This is a genomic window from Streptomyces sp. NPDC091282, from assembly GCF_044757385.1.
Classification (GTDB): Bacteria; Actinomycetota; Actinomycetes; order Streptomycetales; family Streptomycetaceae; genus Streptomyces; species Streptomyces gramineus.
This window is the reverse complement of sequence record NZ_JBIVUX010000010.1, coordinates 215114-234058: the sequence shown is the minus strand read 5'-3', so window position 1 is coordinate 234058 and position 18945 is coordinate 215114. Positions and strand designations below refer to the sequence as shown.

Genomic DNA, 18945 nt, shown 5'->3' with positions numbered 1-18945 from the left:
GGAGACGCGCGCGGAGCAGGGGGCAGATGTGGACCGACGGCAGGAACGGACTCCGTTACGGCACCGGGCGCGGTACCTGTTCGACAGGACACTCGCCCGCAGCACGGGGACCCTGCTCGGCTGGCTCGCCCTCTGCTGCCTCGCCGTCGTCGTCCCCGTCAGCACCCTGCTGGTGTGGACCGACCCCGACGCGCCGCACTCCGTCTCCGGACGCCTCGCCCAGGTGTGGCGCACCAGCGCGGAGACCCTCCGCCTCGGCGCCGTGACGGGCACGCTGCCGCGGATGCTGCTGTCCGTCCTGCTCGGCCTGATCGCCCTGCTGTGCGTGTCGACCGTCGTCGGAGTCGTCACCACGGGCCTCGGCGAACAGCTCACCGAACTGCGGCGCGGCCGCTCCCGGGTGCTGGAACGCGACCACGACGTGGTCGTGGGCTGGAACGACCAGATCGTCACCGTCGTCCGCGAACTGACCGCCGGCCGGGCCGGCGGCGGACGGCACGTGATCACCGTGCTCGCCGACCGGGACCCGGCCCAGACGGAGGCGGCGCTCACCGCCGCCCTCGGCGTCACCGAGGACGTCCGGCTGGTCTGCCGCAGCGGCACGCTCACCGACCCCGACGACCTGGCCCTGGTCACACCGGCCGCGGCCCGTGCCGTCGTGGTGCTGCCCGCCGAGGACGCCGACGGCGACCTGACGACCGTACGGACCCTGCTGGCCCTGCACACCCTCCTGGCCGACGCACCCGGGCCGCGCGTGGTGGCGGCGGTGCACGACGGCCGCTACCTGCCCGCCGCCCGGCTGGCGGTCGGTCTGCGCGGCACGGTCCTCGAAACCGACCGGACCGCCGCACGGCTGCTCGTCCAGTCCGCGCGGCGCCCGGGGATGCCGTCGGCCCTGCGCGACCTCCTCGACTTCTCCGGGGCCGAGTTCCACGTGACCGAGGTGCCGGACGCGGTCGGACTGTCCTTCGAGGAGGTCGCCCTCCGCCTCGACACCTCCTGCGCCGTCGGACTGCTGCGCCCGGACGGCCGCCCCCTGCTCACCCCGGCGCCGCGGACGGTCGTGGAACCGGGCGACCGGCTCGTCACCGTCGCCCACGACGACCGGCCCGTCCCGCTCCTTGACCGCTGGGCACCGGTCGACACGACGGCCCTCGCACCGTCCGGGCCCGCTCCCGAACCCGCCGCGCGACTCCTGCTGCTGGGCTGGAACCGCCGGGCCCCGATGATCGTGGACGCGCTGTGCCGGACCGTCAGGCCGGGCTCCTCCCTCGACGTCGTCACGGACCCGGGCACCGACCTCGAACTCGCCCTCGCACGGCACCGCCCCCTCGACTCCGACGCCGAAGCACCGGCGCTCACCGTCACGCACCACACCCGGGACCTGGCCGCCCCCGAGGCCCTGCATGGCCTCGAACTCTCCGGCTACGACAGCGTGATCGCCCTCGGGACGGACCACGGGCCCGCCCCCGAGGGCTCCGACGCCCCGACCCTGCTGGCTTTGCTGACCCTGCGGTCGTGGGAGGAACGGACGGGCCGGGTGCTGCCGGTCGTCGCGGAACTCCACGACCGCCGCAGCGGCAGGGTCGCCCCGCTCGGCCATGCCTCCGACGTCGTCGTCCGCGGCGAACTCACCGCCCTGGTCATGGCCCAGATCGCGCACGACCCCCAACTCGCCGCCGTCTTCGAGGAGATCTTCACGGTGCGCGGCGGAGCACTCGCCCTGCGCACGGCCGACCACTACGTACTCCCGGGCCGCGAGGCCGCGTTCGCCACGGTGGTCGCGGCGGCGCTGGAACGCGGCGAGTGCGCGATCGGCTATCACGCCCACGTCCCGCGGACGGCCCGCAGGTACGGAGCCGTCCGGCTGGCCCCGGGCAAGTCCGAACGACGCGTGTGGCAGGCGGAGGACGAGGTGCTGGTCCTGACGGCGGGCCCGGGGCGCGACGACACCGATCCCGAACGGCGGATCCTGCCCGGCCCGAGACCCCAGCGGTCCGAACCGGGAGGACCGCCCGGACCGGCCGGACCGGCTGGACCGGGCGAGCCGGCTGGACCGGGCGGGCCGGGCGAGGAGGCGGGGCTGCGCTGACGGGCGGACGGCAGGCATGTCCCGTCAGAGACCGTGCGTCAGCAGGGTGCGTTAGAGGCTCTAGCGGACGTGATTGCCTATCACCTCTTCCTTGTGTTAGAACTTCTAACGAACGCGACAGGAGATTGCGTCCGTGAGTGGGGCTTGGCTGCTCCCTCGCCCGCCTCCCGTCCCGTCGCCCCACGAACCGACACCAGGAGGACAGTCGTCATGAAGCTCCGTTCGAACCTCGCCGTCGCCACCCTGATCGGCGCCATGGTCACCACCGCCGCTCTCGGCACCACCGCCTTCGCCGCGCAGCCCGCCGGCCGGCACCTGCCCGGCGTCGTCGCCGAGTGGTCCGCCGCCTGGAACGGCACCGACCCCGACGCCCTCGGTGCCGTGTTCACCGCCGACGGCACCTACACCGACCAGGCCATAGGCGTGACGTTCCACGGGCGTCAGGAGATCGCCGGGTGGAAGGCCCGCACCGACGGCCTCATCGAGAACGTCCACGTCACCGTCCGCGCCGCGTACCGGGACGGCCGCCACATCACCGTCGAGGGCGTGTACGCCGGCCACATCAAGGGTGCCCCCGAGCCGTTCGCCGTACCGCTGGCGGTCCTGCTCACCACGGACGGCCACCGGATCGCCGCGGACCAGGACTTCTACAGCCTCGGCGCGGTCCTCGCCCAGTCCGGCCTTCCCGCCGACTGGACCCCGCCGACCTCGTGAGCGGACGAGGAAGACCTCGGGAGTCCTCGGCTCACCGGGTGGCGGCCCGGCGACTTCATCGCGGGCCCGGAACTGTGGCTTCCATCACGGCATGCATGATCTTGTTCTGGTGAGATCGCCGGGTGCTCGGTTTCATCCTCCGCCGCTTGCCCTTCTGGGTCCGCGAGCCCGTGTTCATCGCGATCGGGTCCGTTTTCGGCGTACGTATCCTGTATCTCGCCGTTCGTGATCACCGTCTGGTCCTGGCCGGTCTCGGCGTCCTGTTCCTCGTGTTCGCCGCCGTCCATGTCGTCATGGTGATCCGGGCCCTGCGTGCGCGCCGGGAGCGGAGGCGGACCGGGGCCGCCGGCGAGGGGAACACGACGGTGACGGCTGCCGTCGCCCACCCGCACCCGCAGCCCCAGCCCCAGCCCCAGCCCCAGCCTCACCCGTCTCAGCCCCAGCCCCAGCCCGTACCTGGGACCGGCCCGCAGCCCGGCCCGTACGTTCAGGAGAAGGAGCCCAACGCGTGGGGCCAGGCCGCGGCGGCCATTGCCCTGTTCGGTGTGCTCGGGGCCGCGCTGTGGCTGGCTCCGCGTGTGATGCCGTCCGGCGAGAGCACTCCGGAAGCCGCCGCCTGTCCGGCCGCGGAGCACCGGGAACTGCCGAAGGCCTACCGGCGGACGCCGCAGCCCGTGACGGGCGAAGCGCTGTGCGAAGCGCTCAACAGCCCCGACCTGGCCCAACTGCTGGGAACGCCCGGGGAGATCGCCACCGCGGCCACCAGCAGCGACAACACCGCGCCGCTGACCGGCGGCAAGGTCGCCAACCCGGAGGCCCAGATCACCTTCGACACGTACACCGTGAACGTGTCGGCCACCTACAACGAGCTGACGACCGATCAGTACGTGAAGCTCATGAAGTACGGCGACGAACGGGACATCAGGACGCTCACGGTCCTCGACCGGCCCGCGGTGCTCTCCTCGGACCACACGATGAGGATCGAGATCAACCTCGGGAGCGGCGGCGGATCCGGCGGACCCGTCGGCCAGGGTCCGCTGGCCAGGACCCTGTCCGTGGCCCTGGACCGCAAGGACCGGGGCGGCTCCTGCGACATCACGGTGTGGAGCCAGTCCGGGGAGCTTCCGGACGACAGCGCCCTCCTCGGCATCGCCGAGAAGATCCTCCCGAGGATCCCCGAACGATCCGCGTGACGACCTGACGGTCAGCTCTCCGGGGCGTCGCGGTCGCCGGTCTCGCGCTGGTGGCCGCGCCGGGCGTCGCGGTCGAAGATGCCCAGGATCTCGCAGGGACCGCCGTCGGCGCCGATCGCGTGCGGCATCATCGTGGGGAATTCGGCCGCCTGGTTGGTCTCGACGCGGAACCGGCGGTGGCCCAGCAGCAGGACGGCGGTGCCGGACAGGACGACGAGCCATTCGCGTCCCGGGTGGGCGCGCATCCGTGCCGGGTTCTCGGGCGGCGGCTCGGTGATGCGCTGCCGGACCACGCTCATGCCCGGGTCGGCCTTCACGGGCCAGCGCATCAGGCCGTGGGCGCCGTCGACCATGGGGCTCGTGACGACGTCGGCGTCGGCAGTCTCCACGAGCTGGTCCAGCGTGGTGTCCAGGGCGCGGGCCAGCGTGACCAGCTGGTCCAGGGCGAGGCGCCGCTGCCCGTTCTCGATGCGGCTCAGCGAGGACTGGCTGAGGTGTGCGCGGGTGGCCAGTTCCTCCAGTGACCAGCCCTGAGCCACCCGCAGGGCCCGGATGCGTTTGCGGACCAGGCCGTCCAGCCCGTCATCTTCTTGCGTCATGGGCAACATCGTATGCCTCCGTGGCAAGGCGTGCTTAGCGTGGGCGGCGCACGCTTCGCACACTCCCGCTCCTGTCCGGCGGCCGGCCCCTGTCCGGCGCCGATTCGGAGCTGCCCCTCCGAGAGGAACCCATGATGACGAACCAGTCCGTAGAGGTCGCCGAACCCGGCGGCCGGGGCGTTCCCGACGCGCGTCGGCTGCGGGCGATCCTGATCGCGGTCTCCGTCGCGCTGATGGCCGTGATCGCCTCGGTCTCCGGGCTGAACGTGGCGCAGACCCACATGGCCGTCGAGTTCGGCGCCTCCCAGCGCACCGTTCTGTGGATCATCAACATCTACACCCTGACGCTGGCCGCGCTGCTGCTGCCGCTCGGTGCCGTCGGCGACCGGCTCGGCCGGAAGAGCATGCTCGTGGCCGGGCTCGGCGTGTTCGGCGTCGCGAGCGTCGTGGCGGGCCTGGCCCGGTCCGCCGAGGTGATGCTCGTCGCGAGGGCGGCGGCCGGCGTCGGCGCCGCGATGATCATGCCCATCACGCTCGCCGTCATCACCTCGACCTTCCCCGAGGAACAGCGCGGCAAGGCGATCGGGGTGTGGACCGGCGTCGCCGGAGGCGGCGGCATCCTCGGCATGTTCCTCTCCGCGCTCCTCGTGGACGTGGCGGACTGGCGCCGGCTGTTCCTCCTGCCGGTGGTCCTGGTCCTGGTGGCGCTGGTCATGACGGTGAAGTCCGTTCCGGCCTCGCGCGAGACCTCGGCCCACCGCTTCGACACCACCGGGGCCCTGCTCTCCGCCGTCGCGGTGGTCGGCCTCATCTTCGTCCTCCAGGAAGGCCCCGAACGCGGCTGGACCGCCCCCGCCACCCTGACCGCCCTCGCCGCCGGTCTGGCCGCCGGTATCGGCTTCGTGGCCTGGGAGTTGCGCCGTCGCGACGCCGCGCTGCTGGACGTACGGCTGTTCCGTGAGCGCGCCCTCGCCACGGGATCGGTCACCCTGCTGGTCGTCTTCGGCGTCCAGGCGGGCATCGCGGTGGTCCTCTTCCCGTTCTTCCAGGCCGTCCTCGGCTGGTCGGGCCTGCTGTCCACGGTGGCCCTGATGCCCATGGCCGTCACGATGATGATCACCTCGGGCGTGGCTCCCAAGCTCGCCGCACGCGTCGGCGCGCGCCCGGTCATGGCCGCGGGAATCTCCCTGGCGGGCCTCGGTCTGGCCCTCATGGCACTGCTGGTCTCCGTCGACGGCGGCTACCTGAGCATCCTGCCCGGCATGCTCGCCATGGGGACCGGCATGGGCCTGTCCATGACTCCCTCCACCGAGGCCATCACCGGTTCCCTGCCGCCCGGGAAGCAGGGCGTCGCCTCCGCGCTGAACGACGTCACCCGCGAGTTCGGCACCGCGCTCGGCGTCGCCCTGCTCGGCGCTCTCCTGTCCACCGGCTACCGCCACGCCATCGACGGCAGGCTCGACGGCATCCCGCAGGGCGCCGCGGACACCGCCCGCGAAGGCGTCGCGAACGCCGTCGAGGCGGCCGACGGCACCGGCCCGCACGGGCCCGAACTGCTCCGCGCCGCCCAGCAGTCCTTCGTGGACGGCTGGCAGCAGGCGATGTGGGCGGGCGTCGCCGTCATGGGCGCCCTCCTCCTGTACGTCGCACTGCGCGGCCCGCGGAACCCGGCCACCGCCGTCGAGGGGACGGAGGCGACCGCGGCGCCCGCCCGCTGAGCCCGGCCCGCACATCGACGGCGTCGCGACGGACGCGGGCGCGAGGACCAGGACGGGCGTCGCCGGCTCCGTGATCCCGGCCGGGGAGGGGGAGTTCGTGCCGAGAGCGTCCGGGCGACCGGGTCCGCCTGGCCGTGGCTCGGTGGGCCACGGCCAGGCGGTGCCGCCGGGCTCCGGCCGGAGGTCAGCCGGGCTGGTTCAGGCCGTCCAGGTCCTGTCCGGTGGCGAGCCGGGCCCGTACCGTGACGTGGGGCCGTTCCGGCGCGGGCAGCGCCAGCGTGCGGCCGTCCCGGGCGGCGGTCACGTCACCGGTCAGACGCAGAGCCGTCACCGCCCTGCTCCCGGCGGCCAGGACGAACCAGTGCCCGCGCGGCGACCGCCAGCCCGCGGCGGCCACGACATGCTGGCCGAACCGGCTGCACGCGGCGGTGGACCGGGCGCGCGCCACCGTCCGCATCTGCTCGGCCGGGGCGTCCCGGCTGGTGCGCAGGCCCACCGTGACATCGCCGGGTCCGCGCCAGGAGTCGGCGCGGGCGCAGGTCCACACGGCCTGTCCGCCGCCGTCGGGCAGGTCCTGCTCGGCGAAGTCCCAGGCGTTCACGGCCCGTACCCCGGCCCCGCGCAGCGACGTCAGCCCGCAGGCCTGGTGCGCCCACGCGACCAGGGCGGGACCGCCGGTGGCCTCCCGCGGCTGACGAGGCGGATTCCCGTGGCCGGGCAGGGGCGTGTAGGTCAGGTGCACGGGGGAGAGGTCGCCGACTCCGGCGAGCAGGAAGGCGTGGTGCTCGGCGATGCGCTCCGAGGACCGCAACTGGAGCACCGGACGGCTCGCGCAGCCGCCGGCCGGAATCTCCGGGACCGGTGCGGTGACCCCGTCCTTCGCGACCGCGAGCGGCCTGGCGAGAACGTCCGGGCGCAGCAGGTCGCGGGTCTGCGCCTCGGCGACCCACGGCGCCAGCAGATAGCGCGCGGACCCCTGGGAGGCGGTCAGGGCCACCGCCGCCGCGGACGTCACGTCGGCCTCGTCGACCCCGGCCACGCTCAGCGAGGTCCGGCCGGGACCGGACTCGCCGTAGCGGGCGAGGCGTTCGCCGTCGTACAGCAGCACCACGGCGGTGCCGCCGACCTCGCCCGCGTACAGCAACCGGGGTGCGGTCACCGGTGCGTCGGGGCGCGTGCCGGGGGCGAGGGTCAGCCGGGTGCCGGTGCGGGCCGGGCGGGCCCACGCGGACAGGGCGCGGCCGAGCAGCGCCTCGTCGTGCAGCCGGGAACCGCGGGCCGGCCAGGCCGTGAAGTCGACGCGCGAGGTGTTGTCCCAGACCGTGTCACCGGTGCGCGGCAGGTCCGCCGGGCCGTAGGCGGCCCGTACCGCGTACGCCGGAGTGCCGTCGGAGGGCGCCGGGCCGCCGGGCAGGGTCACGGCCAGTCCCGCTCCCGCGATCGAGCAGACGGCAGCGGCGGCCAGGCCCAGCCGTACCCGGCGTCTGCGGCGCAGCAGATCGGTGGGACTGGCCTGCAGCGCGCAGGCGTTGAACTCCGGAGACGCCAGCAGCGCGGCGGCGACCGGTCCCGCGCTCTCGCCGAGGGGGTCAGCGGCGCGCAGGGCGGCGTCCGGGTCCGGCACGCCGGCGCCCGCCAGGACCTCGTGCACGGCCTTGTCGTCCAGGCCGTGCATCGAGCGCAGCAGGAACGCGGCACGGCAGGCCGCGGGCACCCCGGACAGCCGCTGGGCGAGGGCGAGTTCGTCCGCACCGCCGGACCGCGGGAAGAGCCTCAGGCCGACCACGAGCGGCAGCCTGGGCAGCAGCGGTATCAGGTGCCGGCGCGGACCGTGGTCGTACGGGAGCGCGCCGCGCACCACGGCCACGAGCAGCGCCTGTTCGACGGGCACGCCCCCCGGCCGTTCCGTGCGCGGGTGCGGGACTCTCGCCCCGGGGCCCGGCCGCGCTCCGGTCAGCGCCCGCTGCACCAGGGAGTGGGCGAGGACCACGCGGCGGTGGCGGCCGAGGGCGGCGGGCAGCAGGAGGTGTGCCAGGCGGACCAGATCCCCGTACTGCTCGACGAGGACGGACTCGACCTCGAGGACCGGCGGCCTGGCACCGCGTGCGGGACGTCTGGGCGAGCGAAGGTGCATGGGGCTGAACGCTTTCGGACGGGACGAGATGACGCGGTGGTATGCCACTCCGTCAAACGAGTGAATCCGGAACGGGTCACCGCGCGCCCGTGACCTGCGGCGGGCGGGACCGTTCCGGGCGTGTCGGCCGCGCGGTGCCGTGAGCCGGGCGGGTGCCGGTGCCTTCTATAGGCTGGCCGCGTGACCACAGCAGACGACCAGCAGCGGCCCGCTTCCACGGCGGTACCCTCCGGTGGGCCCGCGCGGACGGAGCTGCAGACGCTCGCGGTCCGGCTGCGCCGGATGAACGGCGAGATCAACCGTCTGGTCCACGGTTTCGCCGGCGAACAGGGCCTGCACGCCACGGACGTCCAGGCGCTCGCCGCGATCCTCGACTCCGACGGTCCGATGACTCCCGGGCGGCTGCGCGAGCACCTGGGACTGACCTCGGGCGCGGTCACCGCCTGCCTCGACCGGCTCGAACGGGCCGGGCACATCCGCCGGGTCCGCGAGAGCGCCGACCGCCGGGTGGTGCACCTGTACTACGCGGCCGACGCCAAGGCCGCGGCGCGCAGTTACTTCCGGCCGCTGGCCCAGGCGGCGGAAGCCGCCCGCGCCCGCTTCACCGACGAGGAACTGGACGTCGTACTGCGGTTCCTGGCGGCCATGAACGAGGAACTCCTCCCGCTGAGGTCCCCCGGCGGCTGACCGGCGGACCACGACGGTCCGGCCCGCCAGGACGCACGTGTCCGTCCGGTTCTCGTCGCGTCCGGCTGCCCGCGGCCGCATCCGGCGGCCCCTCGGGGGCAGAAGAGACGGCGTCACCTACGATCGACCGGCATCCATATATCTTGATCATTGAGATTGTTTTTCGTTGAGATATCTGCGATGTCCGCCGTTCGTTCTCGTCCGCGCCGCCAGGAGAGCCATGTCCCGCACCTCGCGCCGAGCCCGATTCCTCGTGCCGCTGCTGTTGCTGATCGTCTGGCTGGGCGTCGGCGGAACCCTCGGCCCCTACGCGGGCCGGCTCGGCGAGGTCGCCACCAACGACCAGGCCGCGTTCTTGCCGCGCAGCGCCGAATCAACCCAAGTCGTCGCCGCTCAGAAGGAGTTGCGACAGGACGAGACGCTGCCCGTCATCGTCGTCTGGACCGCGGGCACGGGCGGTTCCGTGCGGGACCGGCAGCCCGCCGCCACCCGCGCGCTCGCCTCCCTCACCGGCACCTCCGGCGTCGTCGGCCGGGTGTCGCCGGCCCTGCCGTCCGAGGACGGCGCCGCACTCGAAGGCGTGGTGCAACTGCGGCCGGACCTCGGCGACCGGCTGCCCGGCACCCTCGACCGGGTCCGCACGGCCGCCGAGCGAGTCCCCGGTGCCACGGTCCAGTTGGCCGGACCGGCCGCCGCCCAGGCCGACCTGTCCGACGCGTTCGCCGGCATCGACGGACTGCTGCTCGTCGTCGCCCTGGTGACCGTGCTGGTCATCCTGCTGCTCGTCTACCGCAGCGTCCTGCTGCCGCTCGTCATCATCCTCGGCGCCGTGTTCGCCCTGGGCCTGGCCTGCGCGATCGTGTACGTCCTCGCCGACCACGACCTGGTCCGGGTGGACGGGCAGGTGCAGGGCATCCTCTCGATCCTCGTCATCGGCGCCGCCACCGACTACGCCCTGCTGATCACCGCCCGGTTCCGCGAGGAACTCGCCGGAAACGCCGACCGGTTCGCCGCCGCACGGGCCGCGCTGAGCCGGTCCTGGGGCGCGGTCGTCGCCAGCGCCGCGACCGTCGCGCTCGGCCTGCTGGCCCTGCTGCTCAGCGACCTCACCAACAACCGGGCGCTCGGACCCGTCGGCGCGATCGGCATCGTCTGCGCGGTCCTGTCCTCGCTCACGTTCCTGCCCGCCGTGCTCGTCCTGCTGGGCCGGGCCGCCTACTGGCCCGCCGCGCCCCGGCCCGCCGACGGCGCGTCCGACGCGCGCGGAACGTGGCGGAGTGGCGGGCACGGTGTGTGGCGGCGTGTCGCCGCGCTCGTCGACCGGGCGCCCCGCAAGGTCTGGGCGGTGTCGCTGGCGGGCCTGCTGCTGTGCGCCGCGTTCGCCCCGACCCTCGCCTCCAAGGGCATCGCCCTCGACGAGACCTTCGTCGACGACGCGCCGTCGGTGGCCGCCCAGCAGACCCTGGCCCGGCACTTCCCCGGCGGCTCGGGCAACCCGGCCGTGGTCATCGCCGCGGCGGACCGGCTCGACGGGGTGCTCGCGGCCGCCCGTGCCACCGACGGCGTCGCCTCGGCGTCCGCGGTCAGCGCGTCGGGACGGCCCGGCGGCGACCCGCAGGTCGTCGGCGGGCGCGTGCGGGTGGACGTCACGCTCGACTCCGCCGCCGACAGCGACGCCGCCGAGGAGACCGTCGCCCGGCTGCGCACCGCCCTGCACGCGCTGCCGGGCGCGGACGCGAAGGTCGGCGGCTACACCGCCCAGCGCTACGACACCCAGCGCACCGCCGTGCACGACCGCACCCTGATCGTGCCGGTCGTCCTCGCGATCATCTTCGTGATCCTCACCCTGCTGCTGCGCTCACTGCTCACCCCGGCGCTGCTGGTCGCCACCGTGGGCCTCAACTTCCTCGCCACGCTGGGAGTGTCGTCACTCGTCTTCCGCCACGTCTTCGGGTTCACCGGCACCGATCCCTCGGTTCCGCTGTACGGGTTCGTGTTCCTGGTGGCGCTCGGCGTCGACTACAACATCTTCCTGATGTCGCGGGTCCGCGAGGAGTCCTTGCGGCACGGCGCGCGCGAAGGCGTGCTGCGCGGGCTGGTGGGCACCGGCGGCGTGATCACGTCGGCGGGTGTGGTGCTGGCGGCCACCTTCGCCGCGCTGGCGGTGATCCCGCTGACCTTCCTGGTGCAGATCGCGTTCATCGTGGCCTTCGGCGTCCTGGCCGACACCCTGGTGGTGCGGTCCCTGCTGGTGCCCGCGCTGGTCCGGGACCTCGGGGAGACGGCGTGGTGGCCGGGCCGGCTCGGCACCGGCCGCGCCCAGCGGTCGCGCACCCCTGAACCGGAGGGATCGCAGGCCGTCTGACGGCTCCACGAACCGGCCCGCCCGCCGCGCACGCCGACACCTCCGTGTCGCGACCGCGGCCGTGGGCCGGTTCTCTGCTGCCGGTCCTCCGCAGGACCGGCGCACCGCGGCTGCCGCCTCCTACCGGTGCGTGCGCAGTCCGTCGAGGATCAGCGCGAGCATGTGGGGCGCCCGGTCCACGGGGCTGGACGCGGCGCGCCACAGTGCGCCGGTGAGCTGGAGGAAGTCGCCGGGGTCCGCATCCGCGCGGATGCTTTTGTCCTTCTTGCCGGCGTCGAGGAGTTCGGTGATCGCGGCGACGACCGGGCCGTAGCTCTGCTCGGTGACGGCCTGGTGCGCGCCCGGGCTGAGGGCGTCACCGAGGCCGTGCTTCCTGCGCATGGCCTCGACGAGGTCGGTCGTCCACAGGCGGAGCGCCTCCAGCGGCGGTACGCGGTCCAGCAGGTCGGTCACGGTGGCGACGATGCGCGTCACCTCGTCCTGGTAGACGGCCAGCACCAGCGCCTCGCGGGTGGGGAAGTTGCGGTACAGCGTCCCCGCGCCGACACCGGCGCGCTGGGCGACCTGGTTCATCGAGGCACCGCCGTCCTCGGCGAACGCCTCGCGGGCGGCGGCGAGGATGCGTGCCCGGTTCTCTCGGGCGTCTGAACGGACCACAGGACCTCACTTGCTAAACGGAGAACTCTCCACTAAGTTATTCGGAGAGTTCTCCGCTTACCTTAAGGGGCATCATGCGGTACATCAAGCTCGGCACCACCGGCATGGACGTCTCACCCATCGCGATCGGCGCCATGACCTACGGCGAACCCGACCGCGGCCACCCCGTCTGGTCGAAGGGCGAGGCCGACGCGCGTCCGCTCGTCAAGCACGCGCTGGACGCCGGGATCAACTTCTTCGACACCGCGAACATGTACTCCAACGGCTCCAGCGAGGAGATCCTGGGCCGCGCGCTCAAGGACTTCGCCGACCGCGACGCCGTGGTCATCGCCACGAAGCTGCGCCACCCGATGCGCGTCGGACCCAACGGCCGCGGCCTGTCGCGCAAGGCGGTCATGACCGAGGTCGACCACTCCCTGCGCCGCCTCGGCACCGACTACATCGACCTGTACCAGATCCACCGCAACGACCACGGCACCCCGTGGGAGGAGACGCTGGAGGCGCTGAGCGACCTCGTGAAGGCGGGCAAGGTCCGCTACCTCGGGGCCTCGTCCATGCACGCCTGGGAGTTCGCGAAGGCGCTGCACCTGCAGAAGCAGAACGGCTGGGCGCGGTTCGTGACGATGCAGGACCACTACAACCTGCTCGCCCGCGAGGAGGAACGGGAGATGATCCCGCTCTGCCTGGACGAGGGCGTCGGCACGGTCGTCTGGTCGCCGCTGGCCCGCGGCCGCCTCGCCCGCGCCTGGGACGACGCCCGCTCGACGGCACGCTCCCAGAGCGACGGAGCCTACGCGGACACCCTCTACTCACCCGAGCAGGAGGCGTCCAACCGCGCGATCGTCGACGCCGTCGGGCAGGTCGCGGACGCCCACCGGGCCAGCCGCGCCCAGGTCGCGCTGGCCTGGCTGCGCCACCAGCCGGTCGTCACCGCACCGCTGGTCGGCGCCGGTTCCGTCCGGCAGATCGACGAGGCCGTGGCCTCCCTCGACCTCGACCTCACCGAGGACGAAGTGCGCGCCCTTCAGGCCCCGTACACCCCGCGCCACGACTGGCAGGGCGTCTCGGACGAGGCGGAGATGGAAGCCATCCGCAAACGCGTCCCGGGCATGGCCCTCACCTGACCGTCCCGCCGGAGACCCGCACGGGCCTCCGGCATGCCACCCGCGAGCCCAAGAGACGCAGAAGAGACAGAGAGAAGATGACACGAGTACTGATCACCGGAGGGACGGGCTTCCTGGGGAGCTGGTGCGTTCTGACCCTCCTGGAGGCCGGTCACACCGTCCGCACCACCGTCCGTGACCCGCGACGGGAGCCGGCACTGCGCTCCTGGCTGCACGCCGCCACGCCGTTCGACGACGACCGCCTCACGGTCGTACGGGCAGACCTGGCGGACCCCGACGGCTGGGACGACGCGGTCGCCGGATGCGACTTCGTCCTCCACGTCGCCTCGCCGACCCTGCGCCACGCGCCGGCGCACCACGACGAACTGGTCGTCCCGGCACGGGAAGGAGTCCTGCGGGTGCTGCGCGCCGCGCGTGCCGCCGGGGTGCGCCGGGTCGTCCTCACGAGTGCCTTCGGCGCCGTCGGGATGGGGCACCCGCCGCGCTCAACCGAGTTCACCGAGGAGGACTGGACCGACCTGGACGGCGATGTCCCGCCCTACCAGCGGTCCAAGACGCTCGCCGAGCGTGCCGCCTGGCGGTTCGCCGCGGGCGAAGGCGCCGGAACGGAGCTGACGGCGATCCAGCCCGTAGGGGTCCTCGGGCCCCTGCTCGGCCCCGACGACCCGCCGTCCCTGCGCGTGGTGCGCAGAATGCTCGAAGGACGTGTGCCGGCCTGCCCGCCCTTCGGCATGGGCTTCGTCGACGTCCGCGACGTCGCGGACCTGCATCTACGTGCCATGACGGATCCGGCGGCGGCAGGCGAGCGGTTCCTCGCGACCGCCGTTCCGAGCATGCGGGTCGTCGAGATCGCGCACGTCCTGCGGGAGCGGCTCGGCGAACGCGCGGCGAAGGTCCCCACCCGCGAACTGCCCCTGTGGCTCGCCCGCGCGCTGGGCGTCGTGAATCCGGAGATGCGTCTGCTCGGACACCAGCTCGGCCGGGACCTCGCCGCCACGAGCGCCAAGGCCGAACGGCTTCTCGGCTGGCGGGCGCGACCCGTCGGGGACACCATCGCGGAGACCGCGGAGAGCCTGCTGGCCCTCGGCATCGGGCGATGACCCGTGCGCCGTGCAGCGCTCCGGTGAAACCGTCCACCGCTCCGGTGAAACGGCCCCGTAACGGACGACGGGCCGAACCCGTGGGGGTTCGGCCCTGTGCCGCCTCGTCGGCTCTGTCAAGGTCGGTGCGCCGGGGGACGGGTCCGGCGAGCGCGGGTCGTACGGCGCGGGGCCGTCGTGGCGGGCGCTGAAGGAAGTGCGAGCGTCACCAGTAGTGGCGGCGACCACCCACCGCGTGGCCCACGGATCCCAGGACCCACAGGATCAGGCCTATGACCAGCAGGATGATGCCGATCGTCCAGAGGATTCCGATTCCAGTGAGGAATCCGACGATTAGCAGGATGACACCGAGAGCGATCATGATTCCTCCAGCGGGCAATCTTCCGGAACCTCCGAGTACCCCGCTTCCCGGGGGCTACGCGGACGATTTCCTCAGCTGCCGTACGGCGGAGTCGCGGGCTCGGTGAGGATGGCGCGGAGCGCGGTGTGCAGTTCGGCGCGGAGCCAGGTGTGGGCCGGGTCGGTGTCGTACCGGTGATGCCAGGCGACGACCACCGGGACGGGAGGCAGGTCGAAGGGCAGGGCGCGGGCGTGCAGCCCCAGCCTGCTCCAGGCCGGCCTGCACACCTGTTCGGCGACCGCGGTCACCAGGGTGCTGCGGGCGGCGAGTTCGAGGGCCGCGCCGCTGGTGGGCAGTGCGGCGCGGACGCGCCGGCGGAGGCCGAGCGCGGCCAGCGCGTCGTCGACCGGGCCGGTGAGCCGGCCGCGGCGGGAGACGGTGACGTGCTCGGCCTCGGCGAAACGCTCGGGGGTGAGCGGGCCCGTGGCCAGCGGGTGGTCCGCGCGCATCACGGCCACCATCCGGTCGGTGCCGACGGCGCTGCCGGCGATCTCGGGCCGGTCCGGCGCGGCGGCCCCGACCTCCAGATCGGTCTGCCCGCGCGCGAGGTCCGCGACGTCGCCGGAGGGTTCGGCGAGGAACCTGATCGACACGTTCGGCGCGGTGCCGGCGACGGCCGCGGTCAGGAGCGGGGCGAGGGCGGAGACGAGCGCGTCGTGGCAGCGCAGCGTGAAGTCCCGTTCCAGCGTGGCCAGGTCGAGCTCGGTCACCGGGGTGAGCACCGCGGTGGCGCGCATGACCAGGAGCCGGGTCTCCTCGCGCAGCGCGAGCGCGCGCGGGGTCGGGGTCATGGTGCGCCCGGTGCGGACGAGGATGTCGTCGCCGGTCGCCTTGCGGATGCGGGCGAGGGTGCGGCTCATGGCGGGCGGGGACAGGTGCAGGCGTTCGGCCGCCGCCGCGACGCTGTTCTCCTCCAGCAGGGCGTCCAGGGCCACCAGCAGGTTCAGATCCACATGCACCACGGTAACTGATGGCCTTACAAGAGTGCACTGGCAATCATGTCACTGCGCTCGTAGCGTTTGAGGCGTCCAGGACCGAGCGGGTCCGGGCACCTCATTCGGGATTCGAAAGGGCCGCATCATGACCACTCCCTCCGCCACCGCCACCCCCGCCCTCCCGGCCGCCTCCCCCGAGGACCGGGCCCTGCTCGCCGCCGTGGCCGAGATCGCCGCCGAGGCGGGCCGCGCCCTGGAGGCGAGGTACTCGACCGCGTCCCGCCCGGCCGACCGCCACGACATGTTCCGGACCGGCACGGCCGACGGACAGGTCTCGCTCGACATCCTCCGTCCGGCCCTCACCGCGCTGCGCCCCGAGGCGCGCTGGTTGACCGAGGCGTACGAGACCGCCGAACTGCCGCCGGGCGAATGGTGGGTGGTCGACGAGGTCGAGGGGAACGTCAACCACGTGCACGGACTGCCCGAATGGGCGGTGACCGTGGCGCTGGTCCGCGACGGGCGGACGGTGCTCGCGGTGATACGCCAGCCCGTCGGCGACCTGACCTACACCGCGCTGCGCGGTGGCGGCGCCCGCCTCAACGGCGAGGTGCTGAAGGTCTCGGCGAAGACCGACCTGGACGCCGCCATCGTGGTGACGGGACAGGCCGAGGCCGACCAGGAGGCCACCTACCGCCGCATCGGCCAGTCGATCACGGCGATGCTCGGCAGCGCCCTGCTGGTCCGCGCCAGCGTGCCGTCCACCTTCCCCATGCTCCTGGTGGCCGCAGGTCACAACGACGTGTTCTGGCAGTACGAACCGGTCCTGCCCGGCGTCGCGGCCGGCGCCCTCATGGTCACCGAGGCCGGCGGCGTGGTCACCCGGATCGACGGCACGCCGTGGACCCCGGGCGCGGACACCGTCCTGGCCGCCGCCCCGGCACTGCACGACCCGGCCGTCCGGGTCCTGACGACGATCGCCTGACCGGACACGCGGTCACCGGACACCCACGAACTCGGGAAAGAGCGGAACCTGCCATGAACGTCACCATCCTGGCCGCCTCCGGCGCCGTCGGGCTCGCGCTGACCCGCCAGGCCGTCGAGCGCGGACACACCGTCACCGCGATCGCGCGCGATCCGGCGCGCATCACCGTGCCGGACTCGCCGCGGCTGATCCGCGTGGCCGCGGACGTCCGCGATCCCGCCGGGATGGCGCGGGCCCTGGACGGCAGCGAGGTCGTCCTGTCGGGACTGGGCGTGGCCAAGGGGGACAAGCCCGGCGTGCTCACGGCCGGCTCCCGTGCAGCGCTGGACGCGCGGCCGGGCCGGATCATCTGGCTCGGCGCCTACGGCACGGGCCCGTCCGCGCAGGCCGCGGGCCTCGCCACCCGCACCCTGCTGAAGGCGATGGGCGCGGAACTGACCGACAAGGTCACCGCCGACGCGGCCGTGCTGGAGGCCGGTGGCACCGTCTTCCACTCAGGTCCCTTCATGAGCGGCCCGGCGAGCGCGGAGCGTCGCACGGTCGGACTGGACGAGGCACCCAAGCGGTTCTTCCCCGCGCGCGTCAGCCGGGAGACGGTCGCCGCCGCCATGCTCGACGAGGCCGGGACCCCGCTCTTCACCGGCCGGATCGCCGTACCGCTGGAACGCTGACACGACGGCGGCGCCGGCCCCCACTCCAGGGGGTCGGCGGGGCGGGAACGTCCGCCGCAGCGGGCAGACGAAGTGGCGAGGGTCACTAAATGCTTCCGGGTCTGCCTTGATGACCTTCGCGTCGGCGGGTAAATGCTTGTCGTCCTGCAAGCATTTGCCCGGCGGTGACGGCCGTCCGGGCAGGGGAGAACCGCGGAGTTGTGATCACGATGGAGTACTCGGGAAACGGGCGTCCCGTGCCCAGGGACATGCCGGGCCTGGTCCGGCAGGCGGAAGTCGCCAGGCAGATCGCCCAGCTGAAGGAGGAGATCGACCAGCTGCAGGAAGCGATCGCCTCGCACGCCGTCATCGACCAGGCCATCGGCGTGGTCATCTCCCTGGGCAAACTCTCCCCCGAGCAGGGGTTCGAGGTCCTGCGGACGGTCTCCCAGCACACCAACACCAAGCTGCGTAAGGTGGCCGCGCTGATCGTGAACTGGCCGGGTGGCGGCCCGTTGCCCGATGCCGTCCACCAGGCCCTGGAGCAGGCCCTGACGGAGGTGGGCTCCTCCTGACGGGCGCGCGGCCCGCACCCCGCCGGGCCCCGGGATCAGATCACCGGAGGTCCCGCCTGGACGCGCCGCAGCACCGGAGGCAGGCGGTGCAGGTCGGGGCCGCCCTGGACCTGCCGCTCGTCCCACCAGGTGGCACCCGCGTCGCGCAGCGGCCCGATCACGTCCTTGGCCCCCGCCGCGTCCGCGGGTGTGACACCGCCGACCACGAACTCGAAGGGCCGGTCGGCTCCGGCCGTACGGTGCCCGCGCACGTAGCCGACCAGCTCGCGCACCTCGGCCGGGTCCGGCGCGTGGCCGTGCCGGGCCGTCTCGAAGAGCGGCACCGCTCCGTCCCACCGCGCTGCCCTGCGCATGGGCGCGCGACGAGGCCAGAAACCGCCGATCCACACCGGCGGGGCGGGCCGCTGCGCGGTGGCGGGCAGCAGCGTGACATCGCGGGCCTCGTAGTGCCGGCCGCGGTGGTCCACCGGTTCGCCGGACCAGAAGCGGACCAGCAGGTCCAGTCCCTCGTCGAGCCGTTCGGCCAGGACGCGCGGTTCGGCGGTGTCGCCGAAGCTGCGGTACTCGTCCTCGACGGGACCGCCCAGGCCGGCGCCGAAGATCACCCGGCCGCCGCTCAGCCGGTCCAAGGTGGCCACCTGGCGGGCCAGTTGCTGCGGTCGGTAGCGGGGGACCGGGGTCAGCAGCGTGCCCAGCCGGATCCGGGAGGTGGCCAGCGCGGCCGCGGTGAGCAGCATCCAGGGGTCCGCGAACGGACGCCCCTGGTGCTGTCGGTGCAGTACGTGGTCCCAGACGAAGAGCCCGTCCCAGCCGGCCTGTTCGGCGGTGGCCGCAAGGTTCGCGACCGTACGGGGATCGGCGAAGTCGCCGAAGTTCGGGATGTTGACGGAGAAGCGCATCCCAGCAGGATGCGCAGCCGGCCAGGCCGCGGCAACAGGGTGCAGCGCGCCGCCGTGTGCGCGGAGCCGGGCACGTCGGCTTCGGCCGGACGGTCGGACCTCCCGAGCGATCGGTCAGGTC

17 protein-coding genes are annotated in these 18945 nt (G+C 73.5%); 11 read left to right on the top strand and 6 right to left on the bottom strand.

Annotated elements, in window-relative coordinates; all coding sequences use genetic code 11:
* The first annotated feature begins 28 nt into the window (after window positions 1-28).
* The 3 genes from ACIQOE_RS36390 (at window position 29) to ACIQOE_RS36380 (ending at window position 3999) form a co-directional block, all read left to right on the top strand.
* Window positions 29-2092, top strand: coding sequence for an NAD-binding lipoprotein (locus ACIQOE_RS36390; protein ID WP_401416198.1), 2064 nt, complete (start codon window positions 29-31; stop codon window positions 2090-2092).
* Window positions 2093-2302: 210 nt separating this feature from the next.
* Entirely contained in the window at window positions 2303-2806 is a 504-nt protein-coding gene (locus ACIQOE_RS36385) for a nuclear transport factor 2 family protein (RefSeq protein ID WP_351324571.1), read from the top strand.
* Window positions 2807-2928: 122 nt separating this feature from the next.
* Window positions 2929-3999, top strand: coding sequence for a DUF6215 domain-containing protein (locus ACIQOE_RS36380; protein WP_401416196.1), 1071 nt, complete (start codon window positions 2929-2931; stop codon window positions 3997-3999).
* Between the two features lie 11 nt (window positions 4000-4010).
* Here the strand turns inward: ACIQOE_RS36380 and ACIQOE_RS36375 are convergent, their stop codons facing one another.
* Complete coding sequence (locus tag ACIQOE_RS36375; protein ID WP_399009068.1) at window positions 4011-4598, bottom strand: helix-turn-helix domain-containing protein; 588 nt, start codon at window positions 4596-4598, stop codon at window positions 4011-4013.
* 131 nt (window positions 4599-4729) lie between these two features.
* On the opposite strand from ACIQOE_RS36375, the gene ACIQOE_RS36370 reads away from it, so the two are divergent.
* Window positions 4730-6316: an MFS transporter gene (locus tag ACIQOE_RS36370; protein WP_401416193.1), complete on the top strand. Its 1587-nt coding sequence runs from the start codon at window positions 4730-4732 to the stop codon at window positions 6314-6316.
* A gap of 184 nt (window positions 6317-6500) precedes the next feature.
* On the opposite strand, the gene ACIQOE_RS36365 is transcribed toward ACIQOE_RS36370, so the two are convergent.
* A complete protein-coding gene (locus ACIQOE_RS36365) occupies window positions 6501-8450 on the bottom strand; it encodes a hypothetical protein (protein WP_401416191.1) in 1950 nt (649 codons plus the stop codon).
* A gap of 180 nt (window positions 8451-8630) precedes the next feature.
* On the opposite strand from ACIQOE_RS36365, the gene ACIQOE_RS36360 reads away from it, so the two are divergent.
* Window positions 8631-9137, top strand: coding sequence for a helix-turn-helix domain-containing protein (locus ACIQOE_RS36360; RefSeq protein ID WP_351324565.1), 507 nt, complete (start codon window positions 8631-8633; stop codon window positions 9135-9137).
* 220 nt (window positions 9138-9357) lie between these two features.
* Entirely contained in the window at window positions 9358-11502 is a 2145-nt protein-coding gene (locus ACIQOE_RS36355; RefSeq protein ID WP_401416189.1) for an MMPL family transporter, read from the top strand.
* A 120-nt stretch (window positions 11503-11622) separates the two neighbouring features.
* On the opposite strand, the gene ACIQOE_RS36350 is transcribed toward ACIQOE_RS36355, so the two are convergent.
* Window positions 11623-12159 carry a TetR/AcrR family transcriptional regulator gene (locus ACIQOE_RS36350; RefSeq protein WP_401416186.1) on the bottom strand — a complete coding sequence of 179 codons (537 nt, stop codon included), beginning with the start codon at window positions 12157-12159 and terminating at the stop codon, window positions 11623-11625.
* Between the two features lie 74 nt (window positions 12160-12233).
* On the opposite strand from ACIQOE_RS36350, the gene ACIQOE_RS36345 reads away from it, so the two are divergent.
* Together ACIQOE_RS36345 and ACIQOE_RS36340 are read left to right on the top strand one after the other, a co-directional pair.
* Window positions 12234-13283 carry an aldo/keto reductase gene (locus ACIQOE_RS36345; protein ID WP_351324560.1) on the top strand — a complete coding sequence of 350 codons (1050 nt, stop codon included), beginning with the start codon at window positions 12234-12236 and terminating at the stop codon, window positions 13281-13283.
* 77 nt (window positions 13284-13360) lie between these two features.
* Complete coding sequence (locus ACIQOE_RS36340) at window positions 13361-14383, top strand: NAD-dependent epimerase/dehydratase family protein (protein WP_401416182.1); 1023 nt, start codon at window positions 13361-13363, stop codon at window positions 14381-14383.
* A gap of 205 nt (window positions 14384-14588) precedes the next feature.
* On the opposite strand, the gene ACIQOE_RS36335 is transcribed toward ACIQOE_RS36340, so the two are convergent.
* Both ACIQOE_RS36335 and ACIQOE_RS36330 read right to left on the bottom strand, forming a co-directional pair.
* A complete protein-coding gene (locus ACIQOE_RS36335) occupies window positions 14589-14744 on the bottom strand; it encodes a DUF6131 family protein (RefSeq protein WP_351324556.1) in 156 nt (51 codons plus the stop codon).
* Window positions 14745-14815: 71 nt separating this feature from the next.
* On the bottom strand, window positions 14816-15736 hold the full coding sequence (locus tag ACIQOE_RS36330; RefSeq protein ID WP_401416179.1) for a LysR family transcriptional regulator: 921 nt from the start codon (window positions 15734-15736) through the stop codon (window positions 14816-14818).
* 127 nt (window positions 15737-15863) lie between these two features.
* Between ACIQOE_RS36330 and ACIQOE_RS36325 the strand changes: the two genes are divergently transcribed.
* The 3 genes from ACIQOE_RS36325 (at window position 15864) to ACIQOE_RS36315 (ending at window position 17925) form a co-directional block, all read left to right on the top strand.
* Window positions 15864-16700, top strand: a complete 837-nt coding sequence (locus ACIQOE_RS36325) for an inositol monophosphatase family protein (RefSeq protein WP_401416176.1) — start codon at window positions 15864-15866, stop codon at window positions 16698-16700.
* 53 nt (window positions 16701-16753) lie between these two features.
* A complete protein-coding gene (locus ACIQOE_RS36320) occupies window positions 16754-17371 on the top strand; it encodes an NAD(P)H-binding protein (RefSeq protein ID WP_365556198.1) in 618 nt (205 codons plus the stop codon).
* A 209-nt stretch (window positions 17372-17580) separates the two neighbouring features.
* A complete protein-coding gene (locus tag ACIQOE_RS36315; RefSeq protein ID WP_351324552.1) occupies window positions 17581-17925 on the top strand; it encodes an ANTAR domain-containing protein in 345 nt (114 codons plus the stop codon).
* Between the two features lie 35 nt (window positions 17926-17960).
* On the opposite strand, the gene ACIQOE_RS36310 is transcribed toward ACIQOE_RS36315, so the two are convergent.
* Complete coding sequence (locus tag ACIQOE_RS36310; protein WP_399009049.1) at window positions 17961-18824, bottom strand: LLM class flavin-dependent oxidoreductase; 864 nt, start codon at window positions 18822-18824, stop codon at window positions 17961-17963.
* Between the last annotated feature and the right edge of the window lie 121 nt (window positions 18825-18945).